Source organism: Sphaerotilus sp. (assembly GCF_041083715.1).
GTDB lineage: Bacteria > Pseudomonadota > Gammaproteobacteria > Burkholderiales > Burkholderiaceae_C > Sphaerotilus.
Map to the genome: position 1 here is coordinate 1 of NZ_JBFPGY010000293.1, position 22,180 is coordinate 22,180.

At 67.0% G+C, this 22,180-nt stretch carries 21 protein-coding genes and 1 pseudogene; 13 read left to right on the forward strand and 9 right to left on the reverse strand.

Annotated features, from left to right (window positions below):
* Positions 1-112: 112 nt before the first annotated feature.
* The 4 genes from AB3X43_RS13635 to AB3X43_RS13650 form a co-directional block, all read right to left on the reverse strand.
* A complete protein-coding gene (locus tag AB3X43_RS13635) occupies positions 113-1,120 on the reverse strand; it encodes an ATP-grasp fold amidoligase family protein (protein WP_369430404.1) in 1,008 nt (335 codons plus the stop codon).
* Positions 1,121-1,151: 31 nt separating this feature from the next.
* Positions 1,152-2,183 carry a glycosyltransferase family 2 protein gene (locus AB3X43_RS13640; RefSeq protein ID WP_369430405.1) on the reverse strand — a complete coding sequence of 344 codons (1,032 nt, stop codon included), beginning with the start codon at positions 2,181-2,183 and terminating at the stop codon, positions 1,152-1,154.
* Between the two features lie 90 nt (positions 2,184-2,273).
* Positions 2,274-3,275 (reverse strand): 2-dehydropantoate 2-reductase, encoded by a 1,002-nt coding sequence (locus AB3X43_RS13645; RefSeq protein ID WP_369430406.1) that lies wholly within the window; start codon positions 3,273-3,275, stop codon positions 2,274-2,276.
* Between the two features lie 15 nt (positions 3,276-3,290).
* The gene (locus tag AB3X43_RS13650) at positions 3,291-3,794 is read right to left on the reverse strand and encodes a thioesterase family protein (protein ID WP_369430407.1); all 504 of its coding nucleotides are present in this window, start codon (positions 3,792-3,794) and stop codon (positions 3,291-3,293) included.
* A 47-nt stretch (positions 3,795-3,841) separates the two neighbouring features.
* Between AB3X43_RS13650 and AB3X43_RS13655 the strand changes: the two genes are divergently transcribed.
* The gene (locus tag AB3X43_RS13655) at positions 3,842-4,576 is read left to right on the forward strand and encodes an acetyltransferase domain-containing protein (RefSeq protein WP_369430408.1); all 735 of its coding nucleotides are present in this window, start codon (positions 3,842-3,844) and stop codon (positions 4,574-4,576) included.
* Here the strand turns inward: AB3X43_RS13655 and AB3X43_RS13660 are convergent.
* The 5 genes from AB3X43_RS13660 to AB3X43_RS13680 are packed head-to-tail and all read right to left on the reverse strand — an operon-like array spanning position 4,555 to position 8,318.
* Positions 4,555-5,361 carry a peptidylprolyl isomerase gene (locus AB3X43_RS13660; RefSeq protein ID WP_369430409.1) on the reverse strand — a complete coding sequence of 269 codons (807 nt, stop codon included), beginning with the start codon at positions 5,359-5,361 and terminating at the stop codon, positions 4,555-4,557. The genes AB3X43_RS13655 and AB3X43_RS13660 overlap by 22 nt on opposite strands.
* Positions 5,362-5,407: 46 nt before the next feature.
* The gene (locus tag AB3X43_RS13665; RefSeq protein ID WP_369430410.1) at positions 5,408-5,683 is read right to left on the reverse strand and encodes a BolA family protein; all 276 of its coding nucleotides are present in this window, start codon (positions 5,681-5,683) and stop codon (positions 5,408-5,410) included.
* 2 nt (positions 5,684-5,685) lie between these two features.
* Complete coding sequence (locus tag AB3X43_RS13670; protein ID WP_369430411.1) at positions 5,686-6,312, reverse strand: septation protein A; 627 nt, start codon at positions 6,310-6,312, stop codon at positions 5,686-5,688.
* Positions 6,313-6,358: 46 nt separating this feature from the next.
* Positions 6,359-6,760 carry a peptide-methionine (R)-S-oxide reductase MsrB gene (msrB, locus tag AB3X43_RS13675; protein ID WP_369430412.1) on the reverse strand — a complete coding sequence of 134 codons (402 nt, stop codon included), beginning with the start codon at positions 6,758-6,760 and terminating at the stop codon, positions 6,359-6,361.
* 31 nt (positions 6,761-6,791) lie between these two features.
* Positions 6,792-8,318, reverse strand: coding sequence for a protein adenylyltransferase SelO (locus AB3X43_RS13680; protein WP_369430413.1), 1,527 nt, complete (start codon positions 8,316-8,318; stop codon positions 6,792-6,794).
* A gap of 167 nt (positions 8,319-8,485) precedes the next feature.
* Here AB3X43_RS13680 and AB3X43_RS13685 point away from each other — a divergent pair, with 167 nt between their 5' ends.
* From AB3X43_RS13685 to AB3X43_RS13740, 12 genes and pseudogenes are all read left to right on the forward strand, one after another.
* Complete coding sequence (locus AB3X43_RS13685) at positions 8,486-10,132, forward strand: 3-(methylthio)propionyl-CoA ligase (protein WP_369430414.1); 1,647 nt, start codon at positions 8,486-8,488, stop codon at positions 10,130-10,132.
* 151 nt (positions 10,133-10,283) lie between these two features.
* Entirely contained in the window at positions 10,284-11,552 is a 1,269-nt protein-coding gene (locus tag AB3X43_RS13690; RefSeq protein ID WP_473965124.1) for a branched-chain amino acid ABC transporter substrate-binding protein, read from the forward strand.
* A 93-nt stretch (positions 11,553-11,645) separates the two neighbouring features.
* The gene (locus tag AB3X43_RS13695; protein WP_473965125.1) at positions 11,646-12,623 is read left to right on the forward strand and encodes a branched-chain amino acid ABC transporter permease; all 978 of its coding nucleotides are present in this window, start codon (positions 11,646-11,648) and stop codon (positions 12,621-12,623) included.
* A gap of 3 nt (positions 12,624-12,626) precedes the next feature.
* The gene (locus tag AB3X43_RS13700; RefSeq protein ID WP_369430416.1) at positions 12,627-13,922 is read left to right on the forward strand and encodes a branched-chain amino acid ABC transporter permease; all 1,296 of its coding nucleotides are present in this window, start codon (positions 12,627-12,629) and stop codon (positions 13,920-13,922) included.
* Positions 13,919-14,698, forward strand: coding sequence for an ABC transporter ATP-binding protein (locus AB3X43_RS13705; RefSeq protein ID WP_369430424.1), 780 nt, complete (start codon positions 13,919-13,921; stop codon positions 14,696-14,698). Before AB3X43_RS13700 ends, AB3X43_RS13705 begins: the two co-directional genes overlap by 4 nt.
* Positions 14,699-14,717: 19 nt before the next feature.
* On the forward strand, positions 14,718-15,413 hold the full coding sequence (locus AB3X43_RS13710; protein ID WP_369430417.1) for an ABC transporter ATP-binding protein: 696 nt from the start codon (positions 14,718-14,720) through the stop codon (positions 15,411-15,413).
* 201 nt (positions 15,414-15,614) lie between these two features.
* A complete protein-coding gene (locus AB3X43_RS13715) occupies positions 15,615-17,714 on the forward strand; it encodes a 3-hydroxyacyl-CoA dehydrogenase NAD-binding domain-containing protein (RefSeq protein ID WP_369430418.1) in 2,100 nt (699 codons plus the stop codon).
* Positions 17,715-17,739: 25 nt separating this feature from the next.
* A complete protein-coding gene (locus AB3X43_RS13720; protein WP_369430419.1) occupies positions 17,740-18,915 on the forward strand; it encodes an acetyl-CoA C-acyltransferase in 1,176 nt (391 codons plus the stop codon).
* Between the two features lie 10 nt (positions 18,916-18,925).
* Positions 18,926-20,746 (forward strand): acyl-CoA dehydrogenase, encoded by a 1,821-nt coding sequence (locus AB3X43_RS13725; RefSeq protein ID WP_369430420.1) that lies wholly within the window; start codon positions 18,926-18,928, stop codon positions 20,744-20,746.
* Positions 20,746-21,537, forward strand: a complete 792-nt coding sequence (locus AB3X43_RS13730; protein WP_369430421.1) for an SDR family oxidoreductase — start codon at positions 20,746-20,748, stop codon at positions 21,535-21,537. The genes AB3X43_RS13725 and AB3X43_RS13730 overlap by 1 nt, the downstream gene beginning before the upstream one ends.
* Before the next feature lie 25 nt (positions 21,538-21,562).
* Positions 21,563-22,003 carry a PaaI family thioesterase gene (locus tag AB3X43_RS13735; protein ID WP_369430422.1) on the forward strand — a complete coding sequence of 147 codons (441 nt, stop codon included), beginning with the start codon at positions 21,563-21,565 and terminating at the stop codon, positions 22,001-22,003.
* A gap of 16 nt (positions 22,004-22,019) precedes the next feature.
* Positions 22,020-22,180: pseudogene (locus AB3X43_RS13740) on the forward strand (NADP-dependent oxidoreductase); the annotation flags it as partial.

Here is a 22,180-nt window from a genome sequence, read left to right on the forward strand (position 1 = left end):
CTGGTGACACTGGACATCGTGCCGGACGAGTTCGAGCCGAACGCCACGCTGCGTGCGTTCGATGCCGATGGAGGCGAGCTGGCTCGGCTGCGCGTCTCTCCGGCCTTCAAGCTCAACGGGGCGTCGGCGCAGGCCTGGGTCGAGGCGGAATTCGCTCCGCCTTCGTCCGGCCGCTGATCGGCCAGAGTGCGCCGAGTTCCAGCGCGTAGGCGTGTGGAATGAAGCGCTCGAAGCCGGCGCCGGGGTAGTTCGTCAGCTCGCCCACGTAGAGCCTGCCGTCGACGATGTAGCAATCCACGCGCAGGAACTCGAAGCACTGCGCCAGCCGCAGCGTGATGTCGATCATCTCCGCGAGGCACGCCGGCCGCGGATCAGGCGGGTGGTTCTGCAGCGACAACCGTGCGGACAGCAGTTGCCAGTCGGTGTCGTACAGGTTGCGGGTGTGTTGACGGAAGCGGCCGCGGTCAACCTGGATGAAGCGCACGGCGCCGCCGATCACATACAGCTTGTAATCGGCCGGCACGTCACCATGGCCGTCCGTGAGCAGCGTCTCGGCGATGATCTTGCCGCGTAGTCGGTCGTAGCACCACTCGCGGTTCATGCGGCTGTATTCGGTGTCCAGCCAGCGTTGCAGCGTCAGGCGGGTCTGGCACAGATTGATCTCTTCGCCTGTCCGCAGAAACAGCACCTGGCCGCTGCCCACCGTCGGCTTGAGCACGCACGGGCGTGGCAAGGTCCTGATCGGAATGCTGGCCACATCCGGCCACAAGCCCAGCGTCGGGACGAGGTATTGCCGGCCGACGGTGCGCGCCACGTGGTCGCGGGTCAGTGCCTTGTCGGCGGCGATGTGCAGCAGCGGCGAACGGCACCGCAGCATGTAGGCGTGGATGTGCTCGTTGATCGTGCGCGGGTGCTCATAGTCCGGCCATGCGCCGAAATAGAGCCGATGGCCGATGGCCAGATAGCGGCGGTCCGACAGCAGCGCGCCCAGCCGGCGTGCCAGCAGCAGATCCGGTCGGCGTATGCCGAGCAGGCGGGACAGGAGATGCCGTGTCCGCGACGACAACGATGGCAGGTTCGCTGCGGCTGGCTGGAACGAGGCAGTGCGCGGGTGGTTCATGCGGCGGCGGCAGTCAGTGACAGCGAGGGTGTCAGACCACGTGGGTGCGCAACTGCCGGAACCAGCGCCGGATCCGGCCGGAGGTGTTGGAGATGGCGATGCGGGGCGCCCAGGATGTCGGCACCAGCAGCACGACGAGCAGCCAGAGCTGTGCGGCGCGGCGCTCTGACCAGGTGTAGCCAGGACAGGCGGCCAGCGAATCTGCCTGCATCCGCATGAGGGAGGCCAGGGTGTCCTCTGGATAGGGGTGGCGCTCGGGTTCGGTGCGCAGGGACAGCGCGCGGCTGCGCAGGTTCCAGGGGGCGTGCAGGGGCGGGCTGTCGAGGACGATGCCGTCGTGGCGGGCCAGCAGCGCCAGCGTGGTGCTGCGCCGATGGGCCTCGATGCGCAGCATGTCGCCGTGGCGTGCGGAGATGTTGCCGAAGCAGCCACGTGCGCGGTTGGCGGACGAGTGGATCCGGTAGCAGCCGAGCGGACGGGGCGCGTTGACGACTCGTCCGTGGAAGGCGCTCAGCAGGAATGGCGGGGTGTCGGCTGCCCGGCGCCAGGCGGGGGTGTCGAGCGGAAAATAGCGCTCGATCGCCGAACGCCGGTACAGGTTGCCACTCGACGGCGGGCCACCGTAGGTGCCGAAGCGCTGGATCAGCGGCCGGACATCCCCTTCATGCAGCAGGTAGGGAATCTGGCGGCCCATGGGGCGGCCATCCTCGGTGATGCACTGGAGCTGGAACTGGATCTTGGCAACGTCCTCGGCCATCAGTGTCCGGCAGACCGCCAGCGCCTCCGGATCGAGCCGATCGTCCGCGTCCAGGAAGAGCACCCACGCGCCGGAACTCATCGACATGCCCGCGTTCATGGCCGACGCCTGTCCCAGGTTGTGCGGGCTGCGCCAGGACCGGATGCGTGTGCCGTACCCCGTAATCACTTCCCACGAGCGGTCCGTGGAGGCATCGTCGCAGACGATGACCTCCACGTCCGGACCGGCCTGGGCAAGCGCGCTGTCGATGGCGTCGCCGAGGTATCGGGCGTAGTTGAAGTTGTTGATGAGGATGGAGATTCGCATACAAATTCAGTAGTTACACAAGGATACTGTTTTGGTCTGCGAATGTTGCTCCCATGTCTCGGGCCGCTCAGGCACCTGAACGAAGGGGGTTCAGGTACCTCCAGCAGCGTCCGGATACAGGCCGTGGACGCGTGCGAAGAGCCGGGTCAACCCGAGCAGCACGTCGATCTGCGGTGTGGGCAGATCGACGCGCCGGCCGATTTCCTGCACGGCGGTGACGATCGCGTCCAGCTCGATCGGTCGGCCGGCTTCGACGTCCTGGAGCATCGATGTCTTGAACGCGCCCAGCCTGGCGGTGATCAGGTGCCGGTCCTCGGGACGTTGCGCGATGTGGCAGCCGATGCGCTCGCCGATCTGTGCCGCTTCCGCCATGGCGTCGGTACAGAACTGGCGAGTCAGCGGGTCGGCCAGCACGCGGTCGATGGTAGCGCCGGTGAGGGCCGAGATCGGGTTCATCGTCAGGTTGCCCCAGAGCTTGTACCAGATGTCGGCCCGCACATCGGCCGAGTCCGTGGTCTCGAATCCGGCTGCGGCCAGCAGCGCCGCGACCCGTGCCGAGCGCTCCGAATGTCCGCCGAACGGCTCGCCGACGATCAACCCTTGCCCCATGCGGTGCTGCACCAGCCCTGGCTCGGGCGATGCGGTGCTGGCGTGCACGACGCAGCCCAGCACCTGGCGCAGCGGAATGGCCGCGCGGACGAGGCCACCCGGATCGACGCTGTCGAGCGGCGCGCTGCCCAGATGGGGCAGACCCTCGATGAACCACCACGGCACGCCGTTCATGGCTGGCAGCACCACGGTGTCCGGGCCGAGCAGGGGTGCGATCTCGCGCGCGACCTGCGACAGCGCCGGGCCCTTGACCGCGATGATGACCAGATCCTGCACGCCCAGATCGGCAGCGTGTGCCGAGGCCGCGGCGACAGGCGCCTGCAGCCACTGGTCGCCCTCGCGCAGGCGCCAGCCATGGGTGCGCAGTGCCTCCAGCGTGGCACCGCGCGCGATGGCGCTCACGGACGTCTGGCCGGCTGCGGCGAGCCGGGTGCCGATGAAGCCGCCGATCGAGCCGGCGCCGATGATGCAGATGTTCTTCATGTCAAAAGCTCGGGGTCAACTCACGATGTAGGCCGCAGCCCCGGTGGCGATCAACACGCCTTCGTCATTGTGCAGACGCATCTGGGTCGAGCCGACCCGGCCGCCCAGCCGCGTCACCTCGGCGCTGGCGATGAAGTGCCGACCGATGCCCTGGCGCAGATAGTCGATGCGCAGATCGATCGTGCCCATGCGTCCGAAGCGGTGCATGACCTGGTCGGCGGATTCGTCGGGGTGTTTTTCACCGATGGCGGTGGTGAGCGCAAAGCCGCCCATGGCGTCCAGCGCTGCGGAGATCACGCCGCCGTGCAGGCGCCCGTAGAGGAAGTGCCCGACCAGTTCCGGGCGCATGTCGAAGCGCAGGCGCGGCGACGCCGGGTCCAGCGACTCGACCTTCAGTCCGAGCATGGTGTTGAAGGTGATGCGGTGTTCCCAGAGTTCGGTGATGGCCTGGTGGAGGCGCGTTTGTTCTTCGGCGCTGCGGCGCCGGGGGGGCTGGGCGTGGGCGGTGGTGTGCGGCATGGTGCCGGGATGGTAGCGGGCCGTGCGTCTGCGCTATCGTCACATGCATGACGCCCCCTGCTCGATTTGACCGCTTTGACCGGCTGGACGCGCTGCGCGGTCTGGCGATGGTCTGGATGACCGTGTTCCATTTCAGCTTCGACCTGAACCAGTTTCGGCTGATTCCGCACCAGAATTTCTACGCGGATCCGCTCTGGACGCTGCAGCGCCTGTGCATCGTCACGCTGTTTCTGACGTGCGTCGGGCTCTCGCAGGCGGTGGCGCAGTCACAAGCGATGGCAACTGACCGATTCTGGCGCCGGTGGAGGCGGGTGGCCGGATGCGCGCTGCTGGTGAGTGCCGGGTCTGCGCTGATGTTTCCGCACAGCTGGATCAGCTTCGGCGTGCTGCATGCGGTGGCGGTGTCGCTGCTGGTCGTGCGCTTCGTGCGCTTGCCGGCTTGGGGGTGGCTGCTGGTGGGACTGGCGGCGATCGGGCTGGCGTCGGGTGTGGCGCACCCGGTGTTCGACACCCGCTGGACCAACTGGGTCGGACTCGTCACGCACAAGCCGATCACGGAAGACTATGTGCCGCTGCTGCCCTGGCTGGGCGTGGTGGCCATCGGGCTGGGCACTGGACAGTGGCTGCTGGCACGCCGCCCGATGGTGTTGCAGGGCCGGTTGCCGGCGGTGCTGCAGCCGCTGGCGCGGCTCGGGCGGTGGTCGCTGAGCTACTACATGGTGCACCAGCCAGTGCTGATCGGGCTGGTGCTGGCCTGGACTTACTGCGCGCCGAACTTGTAGTCGGTCTTGGCCTTGGTCTTCAGGTCCTCGCGGAACTTGGTCATCTTGGCTTGCTGCAGACGCTGCGAGAGCTGCGGCTTGACCTCTTCCAGGCTCGGGAAGGTCGCGGCACGCGAGTCTTCGAGCATGATGATGTGGTAGCCGAACTGGCTCTTCACCGCGGTTTCGGTGAACTTGCCCTTTTCGAGCTTCACCATGGCCTGCGAGAACTCGGGAACGAAGTTGCCGGGGGCGGCCCAGTCCAGGTCCCCGCCGTTCGGTGCCGAACCCGGGTCCTTGGAGTTGGCCTTGGCCAGGTCCTCGAACTTGGCGCCGGCCTTGAGCTGGGCGATCAGGGCCTTGGCCTCGTCTTCCTTCTCGACCAGGATGTGGCGCGCGCGGTATTCGGTGCCACCGCCGGTGCCCTTGAGCTTGTCGTACTCGGCCTTGATTTCAGCGTCGCTGACGGCGTTCTTCTTCTGGTAGTCGTTGAACAGCTCGCGGATCAGCAGGCTCTGGCGCGCCACGTCCATCTGGCTGCGGTATTCCTCGCTGCGCTGCAGGCCACGGGTTTCGGCCTCCTGCACGAAGATCTCGCGCAGCACGAGTTCGTCCTTGACCTGCTGCTCCAGCTCCGGCGTGCGGGGCTGGTTGCCCTGCTTGGTGACCTGGGTCATGAACGATTCGAAGCGCGCCTTGGGCACCGCCTTGCCATTGACGATGGCGATGTTCTGGGCCGAGGCCAGCGCCGGCAGCAGGGCAGCCGCGAGGGCGACGGCGGACACGGCGAACGAGAGCTTCTTCATGGAATGCGGAACCTTTTGAAAACAGAGGACGGACATCGACGTTGGTTCAGGCGGTTTCGGCTTCGATGGCCAACGCATGGATGCCCTGGGGGATCAACTCGGCGACGGCATCATACACAAGCCGATGTCGGGCAATCCGGGTCAGACCGGTGAACCGTTCAGAGCGGATGCGGACCCGGAAATGCCGTCCGGACGCCGCGCCGACATGCCCGGCGTGGAGGTGACTTTCATCGATCACCTCCAGCCCGACGGGGTTCAAGCGTTGCTGCAATGCCTGCTCGATGGCGAGGGCCGAGACGCCCGGTATCTGGGTGGTGCGCATGCTCACTCTCCGTCCGGCGACTTTAGGTGGCGGGTCAGGTAGAAACCTTGAGCGACCATGAACACGAACATCAGGCCCATGCCGCCGAACGACTTGAACGAGACCCAGGTGCTGGTGTCGTAGTGGTAGGCGACCCAGAGATTGAGGACGCCCATGAAGCTGAAGAAGGCGATCCAGGCCAGGTTCAGGTTGCGCCAGGCGAAGGCGGGCAGATCGATCTGGTCGCCCATCATGAGCTTCAGCAGGTTCTTGTTGGCCAGGATCGGGCTGAGCCAGAAGGACGCGGCCATCACCCAGTACAGCACGCTCGGCTTCCACTTGATGAAGGTGTCGTTGTGGAAGTAGATGGTGGCACCGCCCATGACCGTCACCAGTCCGAGGCTGATCCACAGCATCATGTCCACCTTCTGACCGCGCAGCTTGAGGTAGAGGACCTGGGCAAAGGTGGCCAGGATCACCACCACGGTGGCGAGCAGCACCGGCGCTTCCTTGGCGCCGACCGCACCGCCGGCGACCATGAAACCGAACCAGTCGGTGGCAAGGGCCGCGGCTTCATCAGCCCGTTTTTCGGCCTGGTTGAAGGTCAGGAAGAACAGGACGATGGGCAGGAAGTCGAGGAATATTTTCATCAGGGGTCAGACGGGACGGGCTTCGTTCGGTGCAACACCTGGAAGGTCAGGGTGCGTCGGGGCCGAAGTCTATAGAAGCCGAGTTGATGCAGTACCGCTCGCCCGAGGGTGCCGGCCCGTCATCGAAGACATGACCGAGGTGGGCACCACATTGTTGGCACCTGACCTCGACCCGCACCATGCCGTGGCTGTGGTCCACCACGCGTTCGATGCGCCCCTGTTCGATCTCGGCGCTGAAGCTCGGCCAGCCGCAGCCGGCGTCGAACTTGGTGCGCGCGTCGAACAGCAGTGCATCGCAGCAGACGCAGCGGTAGGTGCCGTCGGTCCAGTGGTTCCAGTACTTGCCGGTGAAGGCGCGTTCGGTGGCGGACTGGCGGGTGACGGCGAACTGCGTGGCATCGAGCTGCGCCCGCCACTCGGCATCGGTCTTGGTGATCGGATAGGTCATGGAGGGGCTCCGTGAATCAGTCAGGGCGGCATCAGGACGAGCAGGAAATTTCGAGTGACTGCGCCCAGTCGGGCGGCAGGTCCGCATAGGCGGCGTGCGCCGGCTGCTCGTCGAACGGGTGGGACAGGACCCGGTGCAGGCGCTGCACTTCGCTGTAGTCGCCGGCTTCAGCCAGCCGGATCGCTGTTTCTGCGAGGTGGTTGCGCAGGATGTAGCGCGGATTGACGGCCTGCATGCGCGCGCGTCGTTCGGCGTCCGTGCTGCCTTCGGCCAGCAAGCGGGTGTCGTAGCGGATGATCCAGGCGTCGAAGGCGTCGGCATCGAGGAACAGGTCGCGCACGGGCTCCGGTAGCGCCGCGCCGACCACGCCGATGCGGTGGTCGCACAGCAGGCGCCACGTCAGCGTGTAGTCGATCTGGTGGCGGGCCATCAGGCGCATCAGGTCGTCGACCAGCGCCTGGTCACCCGCCTGTTCGGTGGACAGGCCGAGCTTGGCGCGCATGCGCCGGCCGAGCTGGCGGGCGAACTCGTCGGGATAGTGCGAGAGTGCCTCGGTCAGCACGGCGGTGACCTGCTCGGTGTTGCCTTCGACCAGCGGCACCAGCGCCTGCGCCAGCGCGTGCAGATTCCAGTAGGCGACCTGCGGCTGGCGCGCGTAGGCGTAGCGTCCCTGGTCGTCCGAGTGGTTGCAGACGTGCATCGGATCGAAACCGTCGAGGAAGCCGAAAGGGCCGTAGTCGATCGTCAGGCCGAGGATGGACAGGTTGTCCGTGTTCATCACGCCGTGGCAGAAACCGACGGCCTGCCAGTCCGCCAGCATCCCCGCGGTGCGGCGTGCGACCTCGGCCAGCATCGCTGCGACGGGCTGCGCGGCCTCGCGGCACGCCGGGTAATGGTGATCGATGACGAAGTCGGCCAGGCGGCGCAGCGCGGTGTAGTCGCCGTCGCGCACGTGGTGGCAGAAGTGCTCGAAGTGCCCGAAGCGCAGGAAGCTCGGCGCGACCCGCGTGACCACGGCGGCGGTCTCCGCGCGCTCGCGGCGCACCGGCAGGTCCGACGCGGTCAGCGCCAGCGCGCGGGTCGTGGGGATGCCGAGGGCGTGCATGGCCTCGGAACACAGGAACTCGCGGATCGACGAGCGCAGCACCGCGCGGCCATCGGCACGCCGGGAGTAGGGCGTCATGCCGCTGCCCTTGAGCTGCAGCTCGCGCGGGCCGTCCGGCGCGTCGACCTCGCCCAGCAGCAGCGCACGGCCGTCGCCAAGCTGGCCCGCCCAGACGCCGAACTGGTGGCCGCTGTAGACCGTCGCGGCCGTGGCCATGCCGGGCCAGGGGGTGCCGGCGCTGAAGGCGGCCAGTGCGCCGCCGTGCTGCCACCAGTCGGCAGGCCAGCCCAGGTCCGCCGACGCGGCTTCGCTGACAGCGACCCATCGCGGATTCGGCAGCGCGTGGCCGGGTTGCCGGTGGGCGAAGGGCAGGCCCATGCCGGTGTAGCGGTTGATCCAGCGCAGGTGTGCAGGGTCGAAGGGAGGGCGTTCCAGGGGCAGCGCAGCGTTCATGGCGGCAGTGTAGCCAGCGACCTTGGCGGCGACCGCGACAGGGGCATCGAGGGTCTTTCTGGAAGTCATCCGAGCGACATTTGCCGAGGGTTAAACGCTAGCGCGTGCCGCGGGTGGATTTTCTATAGTCGAGCGGATAGACCCCTCCACAACAAGGAACCCCGACCATGAGCACCCTGACGGGCCAGATGATGACGATGCCGCTGATGATCTCGTCCTTGCTGGTGCATGCCGCACGGCATGCGGCTGACACCGAGATCGTCTCCAAGCGCGTCGAAGGCGATCTCCACCGATACACCTACCGCGATGCCGAACTGCGCAGCCGCAAGGTCGCACAGGCCCTGGCCCGCCTGGGCTGCGTCCCCGGCGACCGCGTCGGCACGCTGGCCTGGAACGGTCACCGCCACTTCGAACTCTATTACGGCACCTCCGGTTCGCAGCTGGTCTGCCACACCATCAACCCGCGGCTGTTTCCGGAGCAGATCGCCTGGATCGTCGGGGACGCGGGCGACCGGGTGCTGTGCTTCGACCTGACCTTCCTGCCGCTGGTCGAGAAGCTCGCCGCCCAGATGCCGACGGTGCAGCACTTCGTGGCGATGACCGACCGTGCCCACATGCCCGCGCAGACCGGCATCTCGAACCTGCTGTGCTACGAGGAGCTGGTCGAGGCCGAATCGGGTGACTACGTCTGGCCGGTGTTCGACGAGCTGTCGGCATCGAGCATCTGCTACACCTCCGGCACCACTGGCAACCCGAAGGGGGCCGTCTACAGCCACCGGTCCACCATCCTGCACGCCTTCGCTTCGACCATGCCGGACGCGATGGACTGCTCTGCGGCGGACGTGATCCTGCCGGTGGTGCCGATGTTCCATGTCAACGCCTGGGGCCTGCCGTACAGCGCCGCGCTGGTCGGCGCCAAGCTGGTCTTCCCAGGACCGCATCTGGATGGCAAGTCGCTGCACGACCTGTTCGAGTCCGAGCAGGTCACCTTCAGCGCCGGGGTGCCGACGGTGTGGCTGGGGGCGATCAACTACATGAAGGCCAATCACCTCAAGGTCACGACCCTGAAGCGCACGGTCATTGGCGGCTCGGCCTGCCCGCCGTCGATGATGCGCACGCTGGAAGACGACTTCGGCCTGGAGGTGATCCACGCCTGGGGCATGACCGAGCTGTCACCGCTGGGCACGCTGTCCAAGCTCAAGGCCAAGCACAAGGCACTGCCGGCCGAGGCGCAGCACCGCCTGCTGGAGAAGCAGGGCCGCGTCATCTACGGCATCGACATGGCCATCATCGGCGACGACGGCACCGAGCAGCCCTGGGACGGCAAGACCACGGGCGATCTGGTGGTGCGTGGTCAGTGGGTCGTCAACGGCTACATGGGGCGCCCGGAATCGCCGCTGCAGCAGATCGGCGGCCAGGACTGGTTTCCCACTGGCGACGTCGCCACCATCGACCCCGATGGCTTCATGCAGATCACCGACCGCAGCAAGGATGTCATCAAGTCCGGCGGCGAGTGGATCAGCTCGATCGACCTGGAGAACATCGCCATGGCGCATCCGTCGGTGATGGAGGCCGCCGCGATCTCCTGCGCCCACCCGAAGTGGGACGAGCGCCCGCTGCTGGTGGTCGTGCGCAAGGCGGGGCAGTCGGTGACACGGGAAGAATTACTGGCGTTCTACGATGGCCGCATCGCCAAGTGGCAGATCCCGGATGACGTGGTCTTCGTCGATGAACTGCCGCACACCGCGACCGGAAAGATCCAGAAACTCAAGCTGCGCGAGCAGTTCAAGCACTACGTGCTGCCAACGATCTGAGCCGGGATGACACCACCGGGCAAAGACTATCCCCGCGCTTGTCCCGATCGCGACAGGCGTTAGTGGTAGTCCCTGACGCGGGGCCGGTGGGCTTGCATCACTATCTCGCCACCCAGCCGGACGGACCGGCGCACAGCAAGGAGACTTCGACATGACGACCCGCGTTCACACCCGAGTTCAGCCCCTGGGCCTGGTGCTCAAGGTCGGCGCCCTGGCGGCGATGACGATGTTCGCGTCCGCCGCGCTGGCCCAGAAGGGCGAGACCGTCAAGATCGCCTGGATCGACCCATTGACGGGCCTGATGGGGCCGGTCGGCCAGAACCAGGTCAACAGCTTCCGCTTCTTTGCCGAGAAGTTCAGCGGTGCAGGCAATCCGGCGGGGGTCAATTTCGAGGTTGTTCCGTTCGACAACAAGCTCAGTCCGGCCGAGTCGCTGACCGCATTGAAGGCCGCCATCGACCAGGGCATCCGCTATGTGACGCAGGGCAACGGCTCGGGCGCGGCGGCTGCGCTGATCGATGCGATCAACAAGCACAACGAGCGCAATCCGGGCAAGGAAGTCGTCTACCTGAACCACTCCGCGGTGGACCCGGACCTGACCAACAGCAAGTGCAGCTACTGGCACTTCCGCATGGATGCCGACACCTCCATGAAGATGGAGGCGCTGACCACCTTCATGAAGGACCAGACCGACATCCACAAGGTCTACCTGCTGAACCAGAACTACTCGCACGGCCAGCAGGTCGCCAAGTACGCCAAGGAAACGCTGGGGCGCAAGCGTCCGGACGTGCAGTTCGTCGGCGAGGACCTGCACCCGCTGGCCCAGGTGCGCGATTTCGCGCCCTACATCGCCAAGATCAAGGCCAGCGGTGCCGACACCGTCATCACCGGCAACTGGGGTTCCGATCTGTCGCTGCTGCTGAAAGCCGCCAACGAAGCCGGTCTGACCGCCAAGTTCTACACCTACTACACCGGTGTCACCGGCACCCCGACCGCGCTCGGTGCGCAAGGCGATGGCCGCGTGTACCAAGTGTCGTACAACCATTACCACATGCCCGGGCAGATGGCCAAGTGGCGCGACGAGTTCAACAAGAAGTTCGACGCGGACTTCTACACCGGCAGCGTGATCCACATCTACACCGCGCTGGGCGAAGCGATGGCCAAGGCGAAATCGACCGACCCGGTCAAGGTGGCCGCGGCACTCGAAGGGCTGAAGTTCAAGAGCTTCAACGGCGACGTGGAGATGCGCAAGACCGACCACCAGCTGCAGCAGATGCTCTACATCACGCGCTGGCAGAAGGCCGATGCAAAATACCCGTACTCGCCCGAGAAGACCGGCTACACGCTTGCCCCGGTGGCGCAGTACGAGGCCTACGTGGCCAGCACGCCGACGTCCTGCCAGATGAAACGGCCGTCCTGACCCAGCGCAAAGAACCTGACCGAACGCCTTGGCGCCGTGGACCAACTCATCATCAACCTCCTGAACGGCTTCAGCTCCGGGCTGCTGCTGTTCATGCTCAGTTCCGGCCTGACGCTGATCTTCAGCATGATGGGCGTGCTGAACTTTGCGCACGCCAGCTTCTACATGGTCGGCGCCTACATTGGTTACGCGCTCACGGGCGTGGTCGGCTTCTGGCCGGCGCTGGTGCTGGCGCCGCTCGTGGTGGGCGCGTTGGGGGCCCTGTTCGAGCGTGGTGCGCTGCGGCGGGTGCACAAGTTCGGGCATGTGCCGGAGCTGCTGATCACCTTCGGGCTGTCGTATGTGCTGCTGGAGGTCGTGCAACTGGTCTGGGGTCGCACCTCGGTGCCGTTCTCGCCACCGACACAGTTGCAGGGCTCGGCCTTCACGCTGGTGCAGTCCTCGCTCGAAGGCATGCGGCTGGTCTGGGGCCAGGCGCCGGCCGAGCTGTGCCAGAACACGGCCAGCGTGGTCATCAGCTGTTCGCGGTTCCCGATGACACGGGTGTTCATGATGGGCGTGGCGCTGCTGATGCTGGTGGCGCTGTGGGCCTTGCTGACGCGCACCCGGATCGGTCTGGTCATCCAGGCCGCGCTGACGCACCCGGAAATGGCCGAGGCGCTGGGCCACAACGTGCCGCGGGTGCTGATGCTGGTGTTCGGCAGCGGCTGCGCGCTGGCCGGGCTGGCCGGCGTGATCGGCGGCATCACCTTCATCACCGAACCATCGATGGCGGCGGTGGTCGGCTCGATCATCTTCGTGGTGGTCGTGGTCGGCGGCATCGGCTCGCTGGCGGGGGCCTTCGTCGGCTCGATCCTGGTCGGCCTGCTGCAGACGCTGCCGCTGACGGTGGATGGCTCGCTGGCCACCTTGCTCAATCAACTCTTCGGCGCCGGCATCGGCCCGTCCACCCCGGGCTGGCCACTGCTGCGCATCACGATGGCGCAGGCCGCGCCCATCCTTCCGTACCTGCTGCTCGTGCTCATTCTCATCTTCCGCCCGAAGGGGCTGCTCGGCACGCGGGAGGGCTGAAGCATGTCGACACCTTCCGAATTCCATTTCAAGCCATGGAACGTCGGACGCTGGGTCGTCTGGGGTGGCTTCGCGCTGATCCTGCTGCTGGCGCCCAGGCTGTGGACCTCCGGCTTCGCGCTGACGATGCTGTCGCAGATGGGCGTGGCGATCATCATCTGCCTGTCCTACAACATGCTGCTGGGGCAGGGCGGGATGCTCAGCTTCGGCCACGCGGTCTACGCCGGCCTCGGCGCCTACCTGGCGATCCACACGCTCAACCGGGTCGGTGCCGGCACGCTGGGTCTGCCGGTGAGCCTGGTGCCGCTGGTGGGCGGGCTGGGCGGGCTGGCCTTTGCGGCGCTGCTGGGTTACGTGTCCACCAAGAAGGCGGGCACGACCTTCGCGATGATCACGATGGGCGTGGGCGAGCTGGTCTGGTCGATGTCGCTGATGCTGCCGGAGTTCTTCGGCGGCGAGGGCGGCGTGTCGTCGAACCGCGTGGTCGGCCCGCCGGTGCTGGGCATCACCTTCGGCCCGCAGATCCAGCTCTACTACCTGATCGCGGTCTACTGCTTCGTCTGCACCGCGCTGATGTATGCCTTCACCCGCACGCCGCTGGGCCGGATGCTCAATGCCGTGCGCGACAACCCCGAGCGGGTCGAGTTCATCGGCTACAGCACGCAGCGCATCCGCTACATCGCCTTCATGATCGCAGGCTTCTTCGCCGGCATCGGCGGCGGGCTTGGCGCGCTGAACTTCGAGATCGTGACGGCCGAAGTCGTCGGCGCGCACCGCTCGGGCGCCTACCTGCTGTTCGTGTTCCTCGGCGGCGCGACCTTCTTCTTCGGCCCGATCCTCGGCGCCATCCTGATGGTGATCGCACTGGTGCTGCTGTCGGAGCTGACGACGGCGTGGCTGCTCTACCTGGGTCTGGTCTTCCTGTTCATGGTGATGTATGCGCCGGGCGGGCTGGCCAGTCTCATCATGATGAATCTGCGGGTCGCGGCCTTCGGCAAGCTGCGGCGGCTGTGGACGGCCTACCTCGGTCTGTTCGGCACGGGGGCGGCCGCGCTGGTCGGCATCGGCGCGATGGTGGAGATGGTCTACCACCGCCAGCTCAACGCCGCGCTCGGCCCCGAGCTGCGCTATCTGGGTGCCACGCTGGACACCGAGAGCGTGAACACCTGGGTGGGCGCGGTGTTCGTGATGCTGGTCGGCGTCGGGCTGTTCGAGCTGACGCGGCGCGAGTTCGCTCGCCAGTGGGGCGATACCCAGGGCGAGATCGAGCAGGAAATCAAACGCCGGGAGGCCCTCTGAGCACCGCTTCATCCACCGCGCCGTACGCGGTCGAACTCGACAACGTCCACAAGTCCTTCGGCAAGACGCAGATCATCCGCGGCGCGCAGTTGCAGGTCCGCCAGGGCGAGCGGGTGGCGATCATCGGGCCGAACGGCGCGGGCAAGTCCACGCTGTTCAACCTGATCAGCGGCCGACTGGCCCCGACCAGCGGTCAGATCCGCCTGTTCGGCGAGCGCATCGAGGGCAAGGCGCCCTACGAGATCAACCGCAAGGGGCTGGCGCGCAGCTTCCAGGTCAGCAACCTGTTCCCGAAGCTGAGCGTGTTCGAGAACATCCGCTGTGCGGTGCTGTGGAGCCTGGGCTACCGGTATGCGTTCTGGAAGTTCCTGTCCGAGCTGAAGGACGCCAACGAGCGCACGGACCAGTTGCTGCACCAGCTCCACCTCGACAGGCGCCGCGACGTGCTGGCGATGAACCTGACCTATGCGGAGCAGCGGGCGCTGGAGATCGGCCTGACGATCGCGGGCGGCTCGCAGGTGGTGCTGCTGGACGAGCCGACCGCCGGCATGAGCCGCGGCGAGACGACGCGCTTCATCCAGCTCATCCGCGAGGTGACCGAGGGCCGCACGCTGCTGACGGTGGAGCACGACATGGGCGTGGTCTTCGGGCTGGCGGACCGGATCGCGGTGCTGGTCTACGGCGAGGTGATCGCCTTCGACACGCCCGAGGCAGTGCGCGCCAATCCGCGGGTGCAGGAGGCGTATCTCGGCTCCGTGCTCGCCCAGGGACATTGAAGGTTCACCCACCGCATCCATGCTCGAACTCGACAACCTCCACGCCTACTACGGCAAGAGCCACGTCCTGCACGGCGTGTCGCTGCGCATCGAACCCGGCGAGATCGTCGCACTGCTCGGCCGCAACGGCTCGGGCCGCTCGACCACGGTCAAGACGGTCATGGGGCTGGTGGACGGGCAGGGCTCGGTGCGCTGGAAGGGCGAGGAACTCCTGGGGCGCAAGGCCTACGAGATCGCCCACCGCGGCATCGGCTACGTACCCGAGAACCGCGACATCTTCCCCAAGCTCACGGTGCACCAGAACCTGATGCTGGGGCAGAAGGTGGCGGGCAAGTCGGGGCGCTGGTCCTTCGACGACATGTACACCATGTTTCCGCGGCTCAAGGAGCGCCAGTACACCGAGGCCGGCGTGCTCTCGGGCGGCGAGCAGCAGATGCTCACGCTGTGCCGCACGCTGATGGGCGACCCCGACCTGATCATGATCGACGAGCCGACCGAGGGGCTCGCGCCCAAGATCGTCGAACTGGTGGGCGAGTACCTGCGGGAGCTGCAGCGGCGGGGGATCAGCGTGCTGCTGGTGGAGCAGAAACTGACGATCGCGCTGGAGGTGTCGCAGCGCTGCCTGCTGATGGGGCACGGGCGGATCGTGTTCGAGGGGACGCCGGGGGAGCTGAAGGCGAATGCCTATCTCCGCAAGGAGTGGCTGGAGGTGTGAGCCACCGGCCGGGGCTGGCGCCGTCACCGCGGTGGGTCTAAGCTGTATCGGCGGTTGGATGCCTGTCGGGGGCTTCTCCACGGTCACTTGGGTGGATGGGGCTTGCCCGAGGGTTGTCTCCAAAAGGACAGGCGGTGGGTGCGGCCGGCTTCTAGACTTGCCTGCAACAGGCCGATTCTGATTGCTCACGAGGAGAACCCCATGACCGCCCATAGCGCCCGACACGGCAGCGTCGCCGTCATCACGCTGGACAACCCGCCCGTCAACGGCCTCGGCTACGACACCCGCCGTGCCTTCGCCGCCCATGTGCAGGCGGCAGACGCCGATCCGGCCGTCACCGCCATCGTCATCACCGGCGCTGGCAAGGCGTTTTCCGGCGGGGCCGACATCAAGGAGTTCGGCTCGCCCAAGGCCATCGCCGAGCCGAACCTGCTCAGCCTGATCCGCCTGCTGGAGAACTGCGGCAAGCCGGTTGTCGCCGCGATCCACAGCGTCTGCATGGGCGGCGGGCTGGAGCTGTCGCTGGGCTGCCATTACCGCGTGGCCGCACCAGGCGCCAGCATCGCGCTGCCGGAAGTGAAGATCGGCCTCGTCCCCGGCGCGGGCGGCACGCAGCGCCTGCCGCGGGCGCTCGGCGTGGAAACCGCGCTGAACATGATCGTCTCGGGCGACCCGGTGAAGAGCGAAGTCCTGGCCCAGGTGCCGGGGCAGAAGCTGATCGACCGCATGATCGACGGCGACTTGCTGGCCGGCGCGCTGGCCTTCGCCGAGGAAGTCGCCGCCGTGCGCCCGCTGCCGCTGGTGCGCAACCTCCAGGCGACGCACCCCGAATCCGACGCCTACTTCCAGTTCGCCCGCAACACCGCCAAGGCGATGGCGAGGAACTTCCCCGCGCCTGCCCGCTGCGTCGACTGTGTCGAGCAGGCGGTCAAGGCGAAATTCGACGCCGGCATGGTCTACGAGCGCGAAGCCTTCGTCGCGCTGATGATGACGCCCGAGTGCAAGGTGCTGCGCCACGCCTTCTTCGCCGAACGCGCCGCCAGCAAGATCCCCGATGTGCCCGAGAACACGCCGCAGCGGCCGATCGCCAAGATCGCCGTGATCGGCGCTGGCACGATGGGCGGCGGCATCAGCATGAATTTCCTGAACGCCGGCATCCCGGTGGTGATGCTGGAGATGAAGCAGGAGGCGCTGGACCGCGGCGTGGCGACCATCCGCAAGAACTACGAAGCACAGGTCAAGAAGGGCAAGCTCAAGGCGGACAAGTACGAGCAGCGCATGGCCCTGCTGACCACCACGCTGCACTATGCCGAGATCGGCGACGCGGACATGGTGATCGAGGCGGTGTTCGAGGACATCGAGGTCAAGCGCGTCGTGTTCGAGCAGCTCGACGCGGTGATGAAGCCGGGCGCGGTCCTGGCATCCAACACCTCGACGCTGGACGTGGACAAGATCGCCAGCTTCACGAAGCGTCCGCAGGACGTCGTCGGCACGCACTTCTTCAGCCCCGCCAACGTGATGAAGCTGCTCGAAGTCGTGCGTGGTGCGGCCACGGCCAAGGACGTGCTGGCGACCGTGATGGCGCTGGGCAAGAAGATCAAGAAGACGTGTGTCGTCTCGGGCGTCTGCGACGGCTTCATCGGCAACCGGATGATCGAGCAGTACAGCCGCCAGGCCGGCTTCTTGCTGGAAGAGGGCTGCACGCCGCAGCAGGTGGACCGGGCGGTCGAGAAGTTCGGGTTCGCGATGGGGCCGTTCCGCATGGGCGATCTGGCGGGCAACGACATCGGCTGGTTCATCCGCAAGCGCCGCTACCAGGAGAAGCCGCACATGCGCTACAGCAAGACGGCCGACCTGCTGTGCGAACTCGGCCGCTATGGGCAGAAGACAGGTGCGGGCTGGTACGACTACGTGCCGGGCCAGCGCAACGCGATCCCGAGCGCGCTGGTCGAGCAGATGATCGCCGACCACCGCACGGCACTGGGCCTCGCGCCGCGCAAGATCAGCGACGAGGAGATCGTGCACCGGCTGGTGTACTCGCTGGTCAACGAGGCGGCGAAGATCCTGGAGGAAGGCATCGCCAGCAAGGCCAGCGACATCGACATGGTCTACCTGACCGGCTACGGCTTCCCGCTGCACCGGGGCGGGCCGATGTGCTATGCGGACACGCAGGGGCTGTTCAACGTGGTGGAGGACATGAAGCGCTTCGCACTCAACCCGCACGACGACGCCGACTTCTGGCAACCCGCACCGTTGCTGGCCCGACTCGTGGCCGAAGGCCGCACCTTCAACAACGCCTGAACCAGCGCCGCGAGGAATCCCCATCATGACCAATGCAGTGATCGTTTCCACCGCACGCACCCCGCTGGCCAAGAGCTGGAAGGGCGCGTTTAACATGACCCACGGCGCCACCCTCGGCGGACACGCCGTGGCGGCCGCCGTGCAGCGCGCGGGCATCGACCCCGGCGTGATCGAAGATGTGATCATGGGCTGCGCCAACCCCGAAGGCGCCACGGGCTGGAACATCGCCCGCCAGATCGCGCTGCGGGCCGGCCTGCCCATCGGCGTGTCGGGCATGACGGTCAACCGCTTCTGCTCCAGCGGCCTGCAGACGATCGCGCTGGCTTCCCAGCGCATCATCGCGGGCGAGGGCGAGGTGTATGTGGCCGGCGGCGTGGAGAGCATTTCCTGCGTGCAGCAGGAGATGAACCACCACATGTTCATCGACTCCTGGCTGCAGCAGCACAAGCCCGAGATCTACTGGCCGATGCTGCAGACCGCCGAGAACGTGGCCAGGCGCTACGGCATGTCCCGGGAGCGCATGGACCAGTTCGGCGCCGAGAGCCAGCAGAAGGCCTGTGCCGCGCAGGCCGCTGGCAAGTTCGCCGATGAGATCGCACCGATCACCGTGACCGCGGGCGTGGCCGACAAGGTGCTGGGTCTGCGCACGAAGCAGGTCACCGTCAGCGCCGACGAGGGCCTGCGCGAAGGCACGACCTATGCCTCCGTCAGTGGCATCCGCTCGGCCATGCCGGGCGGCGTGGTCACGGCCGGCAATGCCAGCCAGTTCAGCGACGGCGCAGGCGCCTGCGTCGTGGTGGACGAGCGCTACGCCGAGCGCCATGGCCTGAAGCCGCTGGGGCGCTTCCTCGGCTTCGCGGTCGGTGGCTGCGAGCCGGATGAGATGGGCATCGGCCCGGTCTATGCCGTGCCGAAGGTGCTGGCGCGGCTCGGCCTGACGGTGGACGACATCGGCCTGTGGGAGCTGAACGAGGCCTTCGCGGTGCAGGTGCTGTACTGCGCCGACAAGCTCGGCATCCCGATGGACCGGCTGAATGTCAACGGCGGCGCCATCGCGGTCGGCCACCCCTACGGCATGAGCGGCCAGCGGCTGACCGGCCACGCGCTGATCGAAGGCCAGCGCCGCGGCGCCAAGTACGTCTGCGTGACGATGTGCATCGGCGGCGGCATGGGCGCGGCGGGCGTCTTCGAGGTGCTGTGAGGACGATGCGATGAGCGGGCTGCGCCAGACCCTCGATTTCCTGCTGCACGACTGGCTCGGCGTCGAGTCGCTGACGCTGCGCCCGCGTTTCGCTGACCACAGCCGCGAGACCTTTGCCGCCGTGCTCGACATCTGCGAACGCATCGCGCGCGACAAGTTCGCACCGGCCAATCGCCCGGCCGACGTGGAGGAACCGCGCTTCGATGGCGAGCGTGTCCACTTGCCGGCCAGCACCAAGGTGGCCAGCGACGCGTATGTCGAATCCGGCATGCTGGCCGCGGCGCAGGACTACGACCTGGGCGGGATGCAACTGCCCTGCGTCATCGAGATGGCGGCCAACAGCTTCTTCTCGAAGGCAGGCATCGGCCTCGGTGGCCACATGCTCACCAGCGGCAATGCCAACCTGCTGATGGTGCACGGCACCGAGGCGCAGCGCCGTGTGTTCGCCCGCCAGGAATTCAGTGGTCGCTTCTTCGGCACGATGTGCCTGAGCGAGCCGCAGGCCGGCTCGAGCCTGTCCGACATCCTCACCCGCGCCGAGCCGGACGGCGGCGACAGCGCCAGCGACCCGCTCGGCCCGCGTCACCGGCTGCGCGGCAACAAGATGTGGATCAGCAACGGCGAGCACGAACTGGCCGAGAACATCGTCCACCTCGTGCTGGCGAAGATCCCCGGCCCGGACGGCAAGCTGGTGCCGGGCGCCCGTGGCATCTCGCTGTTCATCGTGCCGAAATGGCTGGTCGGTCTCGATGGCGAACTGACCGGCGAACGCAACGATGTGGCGCTGGCCGGGCTGAACCACAAGCTCGGCTACCGCGGCATCCCGAACACGCTGCTGAATTTCGGTGAGGGCAAGTACCCGGTGCGCGGCGCGGCCGGCGCGATCGGCTATCTGGTCGGGCGGCCGGGCGAGGGCCTGCGCTGCATGTTCCACATGATGAACGAGGCGCGCATCGCGGTCGGCCTGGGCGCCGTGATGCTCGGGTATGCCGGCTACGAGGCCAGCCTGGAGTACGCGCGCGGCCGTCCGCAAGGGCGTGCGATCGGACCTGGTGGCAAGGATGCGGACCAGCCGCAGATCCCCATCATCCGCCACACCGACGTGAAGCGGATGCTGCTCGCGCAGAAGAGCTATACCGAGGGCGGACTGGCGCTCGCGCTGTACTGCGCGCGGCTGGTCGATGAGCAGCACACCGGCGATGCGCAGGCGGCCAAGGACGCTGCGCTGCTGCTGGACATGCTCACGCCCATCGCCAAGAGCTGGCCAAGCGAGTGGTGCCTGGAGGCGAACAGCCTGGCGATCCAGGTCCACGGCGGCTACGGCTACACCCGGGACTATCCGGTGGAGCAGTACTGGCGCGACAACCGCCTGAACATGATCCACGAGGGTACGCACGGCATCCAGGCGCTGGACCTGCTGGGCCGCAAGGTGGTGATGGACGGCGGCGCGGGCTTGCGCGCGCTGGCCCGACGCATCAACGGAACCATCGAGCGCGCCGCGCAGCACGCGACGCTGCATCCCCAGGCGACCGCGCTGGCCGCTGCGCTGCAGCAAGTCGGCACGGCGACCAAAGCGGCCTGGGCGACCGGTGTACCTGAGGAGGCACTGGCCAATGCCGTGCCGTACCTGCAGGCCTTCGGGCATGTCGTGCTGGCATGGACCTGGCTCGACGTGGTGCTGTCGGTCGATCCGGTCACGCCCGAAGGACAAGGGCGCCTTGCGGCGGGCCGCTATTTCTTCCGCCACGAACTGCCGCGCATCGACGCGTGGCTGGCCGTGGTGCGCACCCGCGACGACACCTGCCGGACGATGCAGGAGGAGTGGTTCTGATGGGCACCCCGATGCAACGATTGTTTGACCTGACCGGACGCGTGGCCCTGGTGACCGGCGGCTCGCGTGGCCTGGGCCTGCAGATCGCCGAGGCGCTCGGCGACGCGGGTGCCAGGGTGATGCTGACCGCCCGCAAGGCCGGTGAACTCGAAGCCGCCGCCGCGCAGCTGCAGGCGCGTGGCATCGACACCCGCTGGGTCGCTGCGGATGCGAGCACTGCCGACGGCGTGGCCAGGATCGTCGACGACACGGTCGAGCGTCTCGGCGACATCGACATCCTCGTCAACAATGCCGGCGCCACCTGGGGCGCCCCGGCCGAGGACCACCCGGTCGAGGCGTGGGACAAGGTGATGGACCTGAACGTACGCGCCGTTTTCCTGATCAGCCAGGCGGTGGGCAAGCGCTGCATGATTCCCCGCAAGTCCGGGCGGATCATCAACGTGGCTTCGATTGCCGGGCTGTCGGGCAACAGCGGGATCATGACAACCCTCGCCTACAACACCAGCAAGGGCGCAGTGGTCAACTTCACACGGGCACTGGCTGGTGAATGGGGGCGCCACGGCATCACGGTCAACGCGCTCGCGCCGGGGTTCTTCCCGAGCAGGATGACGCGCGGCACGCTGGCCCATTTCGGCGAGGACACACTGGCCGCCAAGGCGCCGCTGCACCGGCTCGGCGATGATGACGACCTCAAGGGCGCCGCCGTGCTCTTCGCCAGCGCTGCGGGCAAGCACATCACCGGGCAGATCCTGGCGGTGGACGGCGGCGTCAGTGCCGTCCATGGCGGTTGATTCGACCCCGACCTGAACTGACCTGATGCAATTTCCCGTTGCCATTCCCTTTGTCGACCACCTGGGTTTCGAGCTGATCCGCTTCGACGGCGGCGAAGCCGAGATCCACGTCGAGCTGAAACCCGAGTTGTTGAACTCTTTCCTGGTCGCGCATGGCGGGCTGTCGATGACGCTGCTCGATGTCGTGATGGCGCATGCCGCGCGCAGCGTCCAGCACGAGAGCGGTGCAGTGACGATCGAGATGAAGACCTCGTTCTTCCGTCCCGGCGAGGGCCGGCTGCGCGCGGTCGGCAAGTTGCTGCACCGCTCGGCGACGATGGCCTTCACCGAGGGGCATGTCCACGGCGCCGATGGCCAGCTCTGCGCCCATGCGACGGGCACGTTCAAGTACGTGAAGCGCCTGCCCGCGGCGGGGCGGGAGATCAAATCGCTGCAGCGAAGACTCGACGGTACCGGATCCGATTGATCCAGAAAGAAGCTCCATGTCCCTGACCAACCACCAGATCCTCCTCGCCGCGCGTCCCCAGGGCGAGCCGACCACCGACAACTTCCGTCTCGTCGAAACCCCGGTGCCCGAACTGGCGGAGGGCCAGGTGCTGGTGCGCCACCACTACCTGAGCCTGGACCCCTACATGCGCGGCCG